Annotated in this window: 11 protein-coding genes; 3 read left to right on the forward strand and 8 right to left on the reverse strand. The window is 55.7% G+C overall.

The features are described 5' to 3' along the window. Positions 1-39 precede the first annotated feature (39 nt). Both HMPREF2804_RS00740 and HMPREF2804_RS00745 read right to left on the reverse strand, forming a co-directional pair. A complete protein-coding gene (locus HMPREF2804_RS00740) occupies positions 40-1,173 on the reverse strand; it encodes an acetate/propionate family kinase (protein ID WP_070626987.1) in 1,134 nt (377 codons plus the stop codon). A 138-nt stretch (positions 1,174-1,311) separates the two neighbouring features. Next, a complete protein-coding gene (locus HMPREF2804_RS00745) occupies positions 1,312-2,403 on the reverse strand; it encodes a diacylglycerol/lipid kinase family protein (protein WP_070626921.1) in 1,092 nt (363 codons plus the stop codon). 189 nt (positions 2,404-2,592) lie between these two features. Here HMPREF2804_RS00745 and HMPREF2804_RS10660 point away from each other — a divergent pair, with 189 nt between their 5' ends. After that, a complete protein-coding gene (locus tag HMPREF2804_RS10660) occupies positions 2,593-2,721 on the forward strand; it encodes a cell division protein FtsL (RefSeq protein WP_083308320.1) in 129 nt (42 codons plus the stop codon). Positions 2,722-2,889: 168 nt separating this feature from the next. Here the strand turns inward: HMPREF2804_RS10660 and HMPREF2804_RS00750 are convergent, their stop codons facing one another. From HMPREF2804_RS00750 to pheA, 4 genes are all read right to left on the reverse strand, one after another. Further along, positions 2,890-3,672, reverse strand: a complete 783-nt coding sequence (locus HMPREF2804_RS00750; RefSeq protein ID WP_070618272.1) for an ABC transporter permease — start codon at positions 3,670-3,672, stop codon at positions 2,890-2,892. Beyond that, on the reverse strand, positions 3,662-4,603 hold the full coding sequence (locus HMPREF2804_RS00755; RefSeq protein ID WP_070626923.1) for an ABC transporter ATP-binding protein: 942 nt from the start codon (positions 4,601-4,603) through the stop codon (positions 3,662-3,664). Before HMPREF2804_RS00755 ends, HMPREF2804_RS00750 begins: the two co-directional genes overlap by 11 nt. A gap of 811 nt (positions 4,604-5,414) precedes the next feature. Next, the gene (gene serS / locus HMPREF2804_RS00760) at positions 5,415-6,719 is read right to left on the reverse strand and encodes a serine--tRNA ligase (protein ID WP_070450636.1); all 1,305 of its coding nucleotides are present in this window, start codon (positions 6,717-6,719) and stop codon (positions 5,415-5,417) included. 115 nt (positions 6,720-6,834) lie between these two features. Then, positions 6,835-7,800 (reverse strand): prephenate dehydratase, encoded by a 966-nt coding sequence (pheA, locus tag HMPREF2804_RS00765; protein ID WP_070626988.1) that lies wholly within the window; start codon positions 7,798-7,800, stop codon positions 6,835-6,837. Between the two features lie 140 nt (positions 7,801-7,940). Between pheA and HMPREF2804_RS00770 the strand changes: the two genes are divergently transcribed. Then, positions 7,941-8,870: a hypothetical protein gene (locus HMPREF2804_RS00770; RefSeq protein ID WP_070626924.1), complete on the forward strand. Its 930-nt coding sequence runs from the start codon at positions 7,941-7,943 to the stop codon at positions 8,868-8,870. Between the two features lie 134 nt (positions 8,871-9,004). Here the strand turns inward: HMPREF2804_RS00770 and HMPREF2804_RS00775 are convergent, their stop codons facing one another. Further along, positions 9,005-9,868, reverse strand: a complete 864-nt coding sequence (locus HMPREF2804_RS00775; RefSeq protein ID WP_070626926.1) for a spermidine synthase — start codon at positions 9,866-9,868, stop codon at positions 9,005-9,007. A gap of 274 nt (positions 9,869-10,142) precedes the next feature. Beyond that, positions 10,143-10,463: a thiamine-binding protein gene (locus tag HMPREF2804_RS00780; RefSeq protein ID WP_013398021.1), complete on the reverse strand. Its 321-nt coding sequence runs from the start codon at positions 10,461-10,463 to the stop codon at positions 10,143-10,145. A gap of 406 nt (positions 10,464-10,869) precedes the next feature. On the opposite strand from HMPREF2804_RS00780, the gene pta reads away from it, so the two are divergent. After that, positions 10,870-12,963 (forward strand): phosphate acetyltransferase, encoded by a 2,094-nt coding sequence (pta, locus tag HMPREF2804_RS00785; protein ID WP_048755339.1) that lies wholly within the window; start codon positions 10,870-10,872, stop codon positions 12,961-12,963. Positions 12,964-13,013 lie beyond the last annotated feature (50 nt).

Consider the following 13,013-nt stretch of genomic DNA (forward strand, 5'->3'; position numbering starts at 1 on the left):
CTTTAGCATCCCCGAAGGGAAGAAACGGAAACTACGGTGCTACGCGACGAGCTCCTCGGTAGCCTCGGCGATCGCCTTCTCCTCGTTGGTGGGGATGACGAACACGGCAATGCTCGAATCCTCGGTCGAGATCAAGCGCGGTTCGGGGGAACGCTTCATATTCTCTTCCTCGTTGTAGCGAATACCCAACGGCGCCAGGCGATCCAACACCAGCTTGCGGAAGTCGCCGGAGTTCTCGCCAATACCCGCAGTGAAAATAAGCGCCTGCGCGCCGCCAACCACCAGGTTGTAGCCGCCGATGTACTTCATCAGGCGGTATGCGGTCATATCCAGCGCCAACTGCGCACGCTCATCACCCGACTTCGCAGACTCCACCACCTTACGCATATCGTTGGAACCCGCCAGCGCCAGCAGACCGGACTCCTTGTTGAGGATGGTATCTAGGCGTTCCGCGTCGATCTCGGGGTCGCGGGTGAGAATCGTGGTCAGCGCAGAGGGGTCAATATCGCCCGAACGGGTACCCATTACCAGACCAGCCAGCGGAGTGTAGCCCATCGACGTATCCACGGACTTTCCGCCCTTCACGGCAGTCACGGATGCGCCATTACCCAAGTGCGCCACCACACCGTTAAATTCCTCGCGGGCAATACCAAGCATATCTGCGGCAACATGAGAGACGTATTCATGACTGGTGCCGTGGAAGCCGTAGCGGCGAATGCTGTACTTATCAGCCAGGTCATAAGGAATAGCGTAGCGCCAGGCATGCTCGGGCATGGTCGAGTGGAATGCGGTATCGAACACAGCAACCTGCGGCAAATCTGGCCACGTGTGGAAGGCAGCACGCATACCCTTCACGTGCGCGGGGTTGTGCAGAGGCGCAAGCGGTGAGAGCGCATCGATCTCGTCGATCACCTGCTCGTTGAGCAGCACGGGGTGGGTAAACTTCTCGGCACCCTGCACCACGCGGTGACCGATAGCCTGCAGCTGACGGCCGTGCAGAACGCCTTCGAGTTTCTCAGCCATCATGTGCAGAGCGACTTCGTGGTCGGGAACGTCAGTGCCGATATTTTCGATAAGCCCTGAGGTAATCATTTGCTCGGATTCAGGCGCAGAGGTGTCGCGCACCTGGTATTTGAGGGATGAGGAACCCGCGTTCACAACGAGGATAAGCATGAACTTCTCTTCTTTCTTGAAACAAACTTTCATATCATTTTCGCACTAAAAAGGTGTTTAAAGCGAGATAACCGGTGAAGACACCACATCAAAGAAGGTTAAGCCACATAAACACAGGCGCTCGGGCAGGTCGAGGTTCTAGGCTGTGAGTGCATCCGGGTGCACATTCACGCTGAGAGCGCTCGGCACGATGCGCGCCTGCAGCCTGATCGCCGAGGGCACTAAATCGCCGTCGACTTCAATAGGCTGTGCGCCCGAAAGCATGTCCAGTGAGACCCGATGCCCCACATAATGGCGCATGACCGGCAGAGAGATACGCGATGAACCGGGCAGGGCGCGGCGAACCACTTTTGCGGTCAGAAGACCCCATTCCAGGATGGTGCGCGGCGATACGATGATCACTTCGAGGTTGCCGTCATTAACCTCGGTAATATCGGTCAGCTGCAGTCCTCCCTGCAGCCGTCCGCAATTGGCGATGAGCACCGAACGCGCACGTGCTTCGAAAGGTTCATCATCGTCGAGCTGTATTCTGACCTTGTGAGAGTGCCCGAAGATATGGTTCAGCCCGCTGTGCACGTAGGCTAACCAGCCGATACGCGCTTTAAGGTCTTCGTTGGCGTCGTTCATGACGAGCGCATCAAACCCCGCACCGCTCATCACGTAGAACATGTGGTTGGTAACGTCGCCTTCCGCAGATTCGGCGCTCATATCGATAGCATCGACCAACTGGTGCGTTCCGTTGAGCGCAATGTTAATGCAGGCGGCTATATCGGTGATAGGCAGGCGCAGGTTACGTGCCAGCAGGTTGCCTGTCCCTAACGGAATAATACCGAGCGTGACATCTTTGCCCCGGCTCCTGGCTTCTTGAATGGCGGCGGCGACCGCGCGCACGGTTCCGTCCCCGCCGACCGCGAGCAGGGTGTCGACGCCCCGGTCGATCAGATCGCGAGCGGCTTGGGTGCCGGGTTCGTCGATGAGGGTGGTACTCGCGAGGGCCGGTTTCCAGCCGTTGGCGACCACGGTACGTTCCAGAATATTAACTACCGCGTGGGTGCTCGACTTGCTGGGGTTATACACAATACCGACGTGCCGCTCTTGAGCGACGGGCAGGGTACTCCAGATTCCGAGGGGCGTAACGATGCGCTGCGCATGCTTGCGAACACGCCGAGCAACCGCCGTGAGGGTCGCTGCCGCGGCGGATGCACCAACAAGGTTCCGAAAAAGGGACATATCTTTAGAGTACCGGGTGCAGCGATATTGGGTTCGCCAACACTGACGAAAAGCTCAGGTTTTAGAGAATCACCCAAATATTTATTGGGTAAAGGTAATACTGCCCTCTTCCCGGGGTACGCCGCAGTACATCCATTTCAGTAAATCCCTGCGGTCGACTCTTGGGGCAGAGGGGAGGTGAGTAGAGCCATGACGTTCTTCGAACTCATGGAAACAGCCCAAGCAATCCTGGTAAGTCTCATCCTTACCGATGGATCAGCTCAGGCTGTTTCATACACCGTTGATGCGCTTAAGGTTATCATCCGTAACCTGAAGTAACATCACCCCACAGAGGGAACCTAGTCGTGACTGCGTCTAGGTTCCCTCACTTTCGTGAGGATCCTCAACTGTGTTTACCATAATGCAGTTACTGATATGCTAGCACACCGGCGTTGCCACCGTGCTTCCGTCGTTAGTGAGCTCCCCGCACGATTGAGAAGGCAGAAGCTAGACCCTGTGCGTATCCTTACTCAAGCACCAGGCTGCACCCGCCACAAAAATCACCAGCCACGCCACCAGGTTCACCAAAGCCCAAGGATCCCATTCCACCCCCACAGGCAAACGAGCCAAAACACCTAACCCGTACGACGGCAGCCAATGCGCAATATCCTGAAGCGCCTGAGGAAAAAAGGACAGCGGAACAAACAACCCACCAAGCATAGAGAACACAGAGATAATAAGATTAATAAGCGTTTGCGCACTATCAGCGGACATAAAATAGCCCACAAAAATACCAAACGCAGCAAAAGCAGAACTGCCAGCAATAATAATGAGCGACGACTGCACCGCCTGCCACGCATCCAAAGGCATACCCGTCACAAACCCCAGAACCATCATCACCACAACAGCGATAGCACCCAGCAACATAGACGAGATCACCTTCGTAATAACGTACCCTAAAGGCCGGAACGGCGTCAGCGCAAGGGCACGAGACCACCCCTGGACACGCTCAATCGGAATAGCAGCACCGGCAGACGAGCTAGAGACAATAGCAGCATAGGCGCTGATCCCGATCATATAGTAGGTCCCAGTATTCACCGACCCTTCCAGGCTGTCGCGCTGCGGGTAGGCGATCATAAAGAAGAACATAACAGGAAGTAAAATGGACAGGAAAAAGACCCGCAAGTTACGGAACTTCCTGCGCAGCTCCAGCAGAACAACAGTGCTATTAATCCACACAGGACGCACTTGAGGAAGACTCGCCGCCTGGGCACTAGTGTTATTTGGCATTCTTGCGCTCTCCTTCAGAATCGGTCTCGGTCAGTAACACAAACGCATCATCTAAGGAAGACGATGTGATCTCCAGGTTCTTAGCGAACCCATCAGCAAGCAGATGCGAAGCAACAGCGTCCGCATCAGCAGCGGATATTTCCAGGCGAATACCGTGCAACGATACTGCACTCACACCATCAAGAGCACGAAGCTCCGCAAGACGCTCCTCAACCTGCTCAGACGTCCACGCATCATTGACCGTCGCACGCAAAGTAGAACCCCGCGCATAAGACCTGATCTCGGCAGGAGTCCCATCAGCTACCACATGCCCCTGATTAATGACCACCACACGATCAGCAAACTCATCAACCTCAGCCAAATAATGAGTCGCAAACAAAACAGCACGCTGATGATCCCCCGACTGAGTCACCGACGCCCAAAAATCACGGCGACCCTGCACATCCATACCAGCCGTGGGCTCATCAAGAATCAAAAATTCCGGATCAGTCAACAACGCAATAGCAAAACGAAGACGCTGCTTCTGCCCACCAGAACATTTCTGCACAAGCGTTTTAGCATTACCCTCAAGCCCGGCCTGAGCCAAAACAGCAGAAACATTCTTAAGCTTGCCGTACAAAGACGCCATATATTGCACGGTTTCTTTAACCGTCAAATCAGGAAGCAAACCACCATCCTGCTGCACAGCAGCCACATGCCCCGCCTTAACAGCACGCTGCGGAGTCGTCCCAAAAACCTCAACCGACCCAGCATACGGTTTAGTCAAACCCAAAATAATATCGACCGCAGTACTTTTCCCCGCACCATTCGGCCCTAAAAGAGCAACAATCTCACCAGGATTAACCGTCAGATCAAGACCATGCAAAACAGTAGTACTACCAAACTTCTGAACAACATCACGCATCACCACCGGAGGCGAAGAATACACCATCAACAGTTCCTTTCAAGAACGATAAAGGCTGAATACATCTGTGTTATCACATATGAATACGCACAAAGGTAGTTACACCCATAAAAGAATAGTTTTATTACTTTTACTGCTGAAGAGGTGAATGAACAGAAATAATGTGTAGAAGTCTCAGGTGCGTACTTAAACACATATCAACAATACACCCAATTCATTTCTATATGAACCCTGTTAAGTGAATGTGTAGACCGTATTTTCGAGCTTCTGCTTATATTTGTTAGGTAAAGGTAATACTGCCCTCTTCCCGGGGTACGCACGCGCCACGCATATCAAAGTGAAATCCCTGCGCGTTGATTCTTGGGGCAGAGAGGTGGTGTGGTTAGGATGTCTTTCTATGAATTCATAGAAACGACCCAGGCAATCCTCATGAGCTTCATCCTCACGGACGGATCATCCTGGGTCGTGTCAGCCATCTATGATTACGTCAAGAACCTACTGGAAATCTTGAAGTAGTCCCCACCTGGGGCTCGGAAGTTCCCGCTTCTGAGCCCCTTCTTCGTGTGCGAAAAGATGACTTTGCATATCAAAGTAATATCATCATGCTATCACACCGCCATAGCTGTTTTATCAGCCTCTAGCGACTCGGCGAAGTACCCGTTTTTACACCACAGGAATAACCTCAGCACCGCCCATATACGGACGCAGCGCCTCAGGAATACGCACCGAACCGCCCGGATGCTGAGGGGACGAAGGGCCGCACCTTCCGAGCGCGCGAGGGAATCAAGGGGCGCCCGGAGTGGAGACCCACTCCAGCACCCCTCAAACTATCTCAAACCTACAACGCGACCGGAATAACCTCAGCACCGCCCATATACGGACGCAGCGCCTCAGGAATACGCACCGAACCGTCGGGCTGCTGGTGTGTCTCCAGAATCGCCACAACCCAACGGGTAGTCGCCAAGGTGCCGTTGAGGGTTGCGACCGCGCGGGTACGACCTTTGCGCACATTGCCCGCATCGTCTACGGTGTCTGCGGTACGTTCGCGTATGTTCAGGCGGCGTGCCTGGTAGGTGGTGCAGTTCGAGGTCGAGGTCAGCTCGCGGTAGGTGCCCTGGGTGGGAACCCACGCCTCACAGTCGAATTTGCGTGCGGCAGAGGTGCCCAGATCCCCTGCGGCGGTATCAATCACGCGATACGCAAGGCCGCATTTTTGCAGCATTTCCTCTTCGAGGGCGCGCATCTGCTCGTGTATTTCTTCCGCCTGCTCCACCTGGCAGTAGACGAACATTTCGGCCTTGTTGAACTGGTGCACGCGAATGATACCGCGGGTGTCTTTACCTGCGGCACCGGCTTCGCGGCGATAGCAGGATGACCAGCCCAGGTATTTTTTGGGTCCGTCGCTAAGGTCGAGTATTTCGTCCATATGGTAGCCCGCAAGCGCCACCTCCGAGGTGCCGACCAGGTACAGGTCATCACGTTCGAGGCGGTATATTTCGTCGTCGTGCTTGACGTTGAACCCGGTTCCGTTCATGATCTCGGGGCGCACGAGGGTGGGGGTTGTCATCATGGTGAAGCCGTTGGCTGTTGCCAGATCGAGTGCCATCCACATGAGCGCCTGCTCCAGGCGGGCAACCTGCCCTTTGAGGAAGTAGAAGCGCGAACCGGAGACCTTGGCGCCGCGCGCCATATCGATGCCGCCGATGAGTTCGCCTATTTCCAGGTGGTCGCGCGGTTCAAAACCTTCTGCAGCGAAATCGCGGGGGGTGCCGACTTCTTTGAGCACCACGAAGTCGTCTTCGCCGCCGGTGGGTACGCCGTCGATAATCAGGTTTTCGATGGAGCTTAGCAGCTCTTCATATTCGGCGGTTTTCGCCTCAGATGCCGCTTTCGCATTTGCCACGTGGGCGGCGAGTTCTTTCGCCTGCGCTACGAGAGCGGGTTTCTCTTCCTTGGGTGCCTTCGCCACCTGTTTACCGAAGGCGTTCTGTTCGGCACGCAGGTTCTCGTAGGTGCCGATCGAAGCACGGCGTGCGGCATCCGCCTCAAGAATACGGTCTACGTGGGCTTCGTCTTTGCCGCGTGCTCGCTGGGAGGCGCGGAAAATCTCGGGGTTTTCGCGGAGGAGGTTAATATCAATCACATATCAATAGTACCCAGTCGCCCCCAGCCGTAAAAAGAGCCTTTATGCGAATAAAGCCGGATTCTCAACGCTTTATTCGCATAAAGGCTCTTTTTATACGGTCGCGGGGGGCGGTTTAGCGTTTCAGATGCGCCGGTCGCCCACCCGGGAAGAGCGATTCCACCCATGCGTGGGCAGCATCGAACGAATTCTCGGAGTGGATGCGCGGCGCAACGGTGGGCTGCCGGTCGGCGCGCGGGTACGATCCCAGGTATTTAATGCCGGGCGCTATGCGGTGCAAGCCGCGCAGGGCATCGCGCATTCGAGCCTCATAAATATGCCCGTCTGCGTCCACGCTGAACATATAGGATCCCATCTGCCTGCCGGTGGGGCGCGATTCGATGCGTGAGAGGTTCACGCCGCGCGAGGCGAACTGTTCGAGCAGTTCCAGGAGCGCACCCGAACGGTTTTCGGGAGTGCCCTCTCGATTTTCGGGCAGAGGGATCGTGAGCGTCGTCTTATCGGCACCGGTAGGCTCTGGAATATCCGCGGTGCTGCTGATGAGCACAAACCGGGTGACGGCGTTTTTGTTATCACCAATGTCTTCGGCGAGCACATGCAGGTCGGGGTGGGTTGCCAAAAGCGCTGGTGAACAGATCGCGGCATCATACGCACAGGAAGGGTCAAGCAGACCCACGGCTGCTGCCGCGGTGGAGAAACCGGGGAGGTACTCGGCGGTGGGGATGGCCGCATCCGCCCATTGCCGCACCTGGGCCCAGGCGTGCGAGTGGGTTGAAACGGTTTTAATATCTTCCAAAGTGAGCGGACGCGCCGCGACCAGCACGAACCTGATGGGCACCAGAACCTCGCGGATAATGCGCATTCCCTCGGAAGCCGCGATCGCATCAAGAGTAGCGCTCACCCCGCCTTCGACCGAGTTCTCAATGGGCACCATGGCGGCATCCACATCACCACTGCGAAGACGTTCGAGCGCATTAGGCACGCTGGTGGCGGGAATGCGTTCGGCACCGACCGCGCCGGGCACGGAAAGCAACGCGGATTCGGTAAAGGTGCCTGAGGGTCCAAGGTAGGTGTATCGCATGGGTTCAATCTTAGCGCGAGGTGGGTTCGGCACCGCCACAAGCTCGCAGGATGAGACGTTATTTAACACAAGGTTGAGCTCTATGACGCATATCGTCTTCGTGCGCTGAGTGGTGTTCATGTCGTGCCATACTTGAGGATATGTCACCCAACTTCACGCTTCTTGATCAGCTTTATACCCAGGAAAGGCTGCTTAATTCCGGGTATACCCGCACCACGATGCGGCGTAAACTACGCACAAAAGAGCTGGTCAGCGTGCTTCAAGGGGTGTATATTGCCGCATCGGCCTGGGATTCTTTTACGCCTTCTCTTCAGGTTTTGGCGCGCCACACCGCGCTGGCGCTGCGTGACTCTACATGCGTGTTTTGCCTGTCTTCGGCGGCGTTTTTATACGGTCTGCCGCTTCTGCATGTGCCGCAGAATTTGCATGTGCTTGCCGGATATTCGGTGCGAGGGGCGGCGTCGGACGGCATTCTGGAGCATACAAGCAATGAAGCCTCAGTACAGGTGACGGTTTTACGCCCGAATTTTCGGGTTACTGAGCTCTCGCAGACCCTCCTGGATTGTGCCCGCACACTTCCCGTTCTTGAAGGATGCGCCCTTGTCGATGCCGCGCTGCATCGCCAAATGCTTGCCCCGGAAGAGATTTTGCCGCGTTTGCAGGCGAGCCAAAATTCGGCGGCCACCCATATTGCCACGCATGCGGATGCGCGCAGCGGCTCGCTCTTAGAAAGCGTGGCGCGTCTGCAGCTGGTTGAGATGGGTCTTCCCGCGCCCGTGCATCGGCTGGATTTTGAGGCATATCTGTTGGGGACTTCGGATGCGCATGCCCCGAACCGAGCCTCGGACTATGCGGGTGTGTACCGCATGTTACGCACCCGGCAGGCGAGTTTCGTGTGGCTCGAACAGCGGGTGGGTCTTGCAATGGTGGCTTCCGACGCCGCGCTTCCTCACGCGGATGTACCCACCCCCGCAGGTTGGCATATGGTTCAGGTTCGGTGGGAAGATTTTTATCCTTCTTCGCGGGTGCTTCGCGAGAAACTGCATCCTTATTTTCCGCAGCTTGGGTAAGTGCTTTTTGGGTACATAAAATATATTCCGATATAGGAATATAAGGTATTTAACTAGTATAAATAAAAATTTTTGCCGATATATGCCATATTCCCGATCAGGCATATAGCGGGTTAGGGGTAGGTAAAAACGGTTTATGCACCCTTCCTGGCAAAGACCCGAACCTTCTCAGTATCCCAATACTGGGCAGGTACTCCCCCACCCATAAGAACGCGGGAAATAGATGCCGCCTCGGCACTTCCGAGCTGCGGAAGCGGAACATGCGAACCCGCCAGAATAATATTTCCACGCCGCCTTCCTTTGAGCATTGCGGAATCGGCCACAATGCTCACGTATTCAAACACCTCAAGCAAGGCGGCTGCTTCGGCACGGGCGGCATTAAGCGTGCGGTCATCACCGCAGTTGAGAATATACACCCCACCGGGCGCCAGAGAGTGATCAACCGTCCGCACGAAATCCACGCCCGTAAGTTCCGCCGGAGTTTTATCTACCGCGAATACATCGCGAATAACCACATCGCGCGATGCCGGTGCAAACGAGCGAGTGATGGTACCCGCATCACCCACCCGAATTTTTACGCGCGGCGACTTAGGAATATCAAACCAGTCACGCACATGTTCGGCCAGCTTGGCATCAAGCTCCACAACGGTATTGCGTGAATTTGGGTATACGTCCGCGCAATAGCGCGCTAGAGAACACGCCCCGCCACCCAGATGGGTGATACGCAGTTTTTCGGGATTAAGATGAGTCTGAATATGCGAGTCGAGAACCGCAACAATCCAGCGCATGTACTCAAAATCGAGCATGCGCGGCTGCCCCACTATTACATGCGAAGACTGCACACCGTTGATGAGCAGAAGCCAACCATCAGAGTGGTAACCATCGGGCACAAGCTCAGCCTCACCGGTCGAAATGGGGTACACACCGGCAACCGCACCTGTTTTGTTCGGATGCTCGGCGCGGCGCGAGGCAGCGTTGCGGTTTTTCTTTTTCGCCATGCACATAAGCCTACGCTAGGTTCGGGCAGCAGGCAGGAATTCGAGCCTTAAACCGCGAACCTGCCTGTCGCTGCCCGAGCTACCAGGTCAGCCGTATATGCCTAATCTGGAATACAGTTGAGTTTTCCTGCGGCACACGCATTTCAACGGCTAGAAGTACCTTCACAAGGACTGTAAGCACCACCCGTTACGCACGCATAGAGCATCGCCACGATAGCCGTTAATTCTATATGCCGCATACAACATATAGCCTTGTCAAGCCAGTATTCCGAGCTTATTTACCAGATTCCATCTGATCTATAGCCGCATTGAGACGCTGCACCTTACCCTCAATTTCGCCATGATCGTGACCGGGGCGAATATCGGCCTTGACCACCAGTGAGACGCGCGGGGCACGTTTCGTCACCGCCTCGGTAGCGCGTTTAATAACATCCATGCACTCGTCCCAGTCGCCCTCAATCGTGGTGAACATGGGCCCGGTTTGATGCGGCAGACCGGAAGAACGAACGATAGATACGGCCTCGGCAACCGCATCGTGAACAGAACCGTCGGCGGAACCCCCGCCCGTAGGAGCTACAGAAAATGCAAACAACATATTTCAATCGTAGGTTCTCACACGAAAAATCTACAGAGGGCCGATACACTCCCTGGGGACTTTCGCTGAAAGTACAAGAATTTTGCATGATCCTGCATGAAAGCGACGTTTGATAGGGCGAGATATTTGATTGTGTGTTTAGTGCATGAAAGCTTGCTTTTCGCCACAAAATATTTCTCAAACCCCACCTAAAACCATATTAATCGCGAAAATACGCACTAAAAACACACCATAGTGCAGTTTTCAATCCCCCTCACACCGCGACAAAAGGTTTGCCCGACTCTCAACCCCGATAAGATAGAAAGGACAAGACAAACTCGACGAGAGTCGCCGCATCCGGCGCATCCAACGTACGTACCGGATTGTTAGCGCGCCCCCGCCGAACGTTCAACGCCAAAGGAGCACTATGACCACCGGCATTTATCTCTCGGCGATGACTCAGGACTCAGGCAAATCCCTGATCGCCCTGGGCCTCGCAGATTCCCTTGTGAAGCGCGCCGATCGAGTAGGCTTTTTCCGACCCATTTTCAAGGGCGAAACTGCCAGCGATGACCCCATGATTCGCCTGATGAAAGAGCACTTTAACCTCTCTGATGAGCAGGTGGGTGGCGCAGTATCGCTCACCGAGGCACTAGAGTTCATTGCGGAGGGCAACACCGAAGAAATTTCGGCCCGCGCGGTTTCCGCCTATGAAGAAATTGCCGCCCACAGCGATGTTGTGATCGTGGACGGCATATACCTGACCGCCCAGAACGCACTCGCCGTCGAGTTCGATCTCAACGCCCAGGTGTCCCGCGATTTAGGTCTGCCCGTGATCGCTATCGTGGGTGCGAACGAGGCATCCCTCGAAGAGGCAACCAACGCCGTAGAGGTTGCACGTTCTGAGCTTAAGGCAGCCAAGGTTGATCTGTTCTCGATTATCGTCAACCGTGCCGACCCCGAGCTGCGTGAGAGCATTGAGAAGAACGTTAAGCTGGGCGAACATAAGTTCCCCGTCTACGTTCTGCCCGAAATCGCAGACCTGGGTAAGCCCACTATCGCGGAGGTCGTCGCCGCCCTCAAGCTCGACGGTTCGCACCTGTCGCAGGAAGATCTTGGCCGTGACATTAACGAGATCAAGATTGCCGCAATGACCGTCTCAAACTTCCTCAACCAGTTTGCCGACGGCGACTTTGTGATCGTTCCCGGCGACCGCGCCGATGTTGTGGCCGCGACCCTCGCATCCGCGCTTTCGCCCACGTTTCCGGCGCCTTCGGGTATGCTGCTCACCGGCGGGCTCAACAACCTGCCCGGCAATAACACCGCCGTGGGCAGCCTGCTTGAAAGCGCGCCTTTCCCAGTACTATCGACTGACCGTGACACCTTCAAGTCGGCGCGCGCTGTTTCCCGCGTGCACGGCAGCGTGATCAACGGTCAGGCCCGCAAGCTTGCGAGCGCATTCGGCGGCTGGGATGAATACGTGAACCAGGAAGAGCTGCTTTCACGTCTTGAGCTTGAGCGCCCGGCTTCGATGACTCCGCTGCGATTCCTGCACAACCTGATTGAGACCGCTCGTGCGAACCGCCGTTCCGTGGTTCTGCCTGAGGGCTATGATGTGCGTATTCTGCGTGCAGCCGAGATGATTGCGCGCCGCGATTTTTGTGACCTGATTCTGCTGGGCAACCCGGATAAGATCTCGGAAATCTGCCAGGCTGAGGGTATTAACCTGCCTGCCTCGATTCGTATTATCGACATTGCGAATAACGAATACAGTGAGGATTTTGCGGCGACTTATGCTGAGCTGCGCGCGCACAAGGGCATGACTATTGAGGGTGCGCGTGAACGCATGAGCGATCCCTCATATTTCGGTACGATGCTGGTTTACAAGGGTCTTGCGGATGGCATGGTCTCGGGCGCTATCAATACGACCGCGAACACGATTCGCCCCTCGCTGGAGTTCATTAAGACCCGCCCGGGCACCAAGATTGTGTCTTCGGTGTTCCTGATGCTCATGGAAGACCGCGTGCTGGTGTACGGCGACTGTGCCGTGAACCCGAACCCGAATGCCGAGCAGCTGGCGGATATTGCGAAGGCTTCCGCCGAGACTGCGCGCCAGTTCGGGGTTGACCCGAAGGTGGCTATGCTCTCGTACTCGACCGGTACCTCCGGCTCTGGTGCGGATGTGGATGTGGTGCGCGAGGCAACCGAGATTGTGCGCGCCTCTAACCCGGATTTCGCGGTGGAGGGTCCGATTCAGTACGATGCGGCCTCGAACATGTCGATTGCTTCAACCAAGATGCCCGACAGCCAGGTGGCGGGCCAGGCGACCGTGTTCATTTTCCCCGACCTGAACACCGGCAACAACACCTACAAGGCTGTGCAGCAGTCTTCGGGTGCACCCGCCGTTGGCCCCGTGCTGCAGGGTCTGCGCAAGCCCGTGAATGACCTTTCACGCGGTACCACCGTTGAGGACATCATCAACACGGTGGCGATCACCGCCATCCAGGCGCAGGGGATGTAAGCCGCGGTTAAACACCACGAACGCTTCAGCAAAAACCAGATAAAACCCCG

It is taken from the genome of Rothia sp. HMSC065G12 (assembly GCF_001811455.1).
Lineage (GTDB): Bacteria > Actinomycetota > Actinomycetes > Actinomycetales > Micrococcaceae > Rothia > Rothia dentocariosa.

Bases quoted from the DNA above. Each gene is read 5' to 3' on its own strand.
- HMPREF2804_RS00740 (WP_070626987.1), bottom strand. From the start codon at position 1,173: ATGCTTATCCTCGTTGTGAACGCGGGTTCCTCATCCCTCAAATACCAG.
- HMPREF2804_RS00745 (WP_070626921.1), bottom strand. From the start codon at position 2,403: ATGTCCCTTTTTCGGAACCTTGTTGGTGCATCCGCCGCGGCAGCGACC.
- HMPREF2804_RS10660 (WP_083308320.1), top strand. From the start codon at position 2,593: ATGACGTTCTTCGAACTCATGGAAACAGCCCAAGCAATCCTGGTAAGT.
- HMPREF2804_RS00750 (WP_070618272.1), bottom strand. From the start codon at position 3,672: ATGCCAAATAACACTAGTGCCCAGGCGGCGAGTCTTCCTCAAGTGCGT.
- HMPREF2804_RS00755 (WP_070626923.1), bottom strand. From the start codon at position 4,603: ATGGTGTATTCTTCGCCTCCGGTGGTGATGCGTGATGTTGTTCAGAAG.
- pheA (WP_070626988.1), bottom strand. From the start codon at position 7,800: ATGCGATACACCTACCTTGGACCCTCAGGCACCTTTACCGAATCCGCG.
- HMPREF2804_RS00770 (WP_070626924.1), top strand. From the start codon at position 7,941: ATGTCACCCAACTTCACGCTTCTTGATCAGCTTTATACCCAGGAAAGG.
- HMPREF2804_RS00775 (WP_070626926.1), bottom strand. From the start codon at position 9,868: ATGGCGAAAAAGAAAAACCGCAACGCTGCCTCGCGCCGCGCCGAGCAT.
- HMPREF2804_RS00780 (WP_013398021.1), bottom strand. From the start codon at position 10,463: ATGTTGTTTGCATTTTCTGTAGCTCCTACGGGCGGGGGTTCCGCCGAC.
- pta (WP_048755339.1), top strand. From the start codon at position 10,870: ATGACCACCGGCATTTATCTCTCGGCGATGACTCAGGACTCAGGCAAA.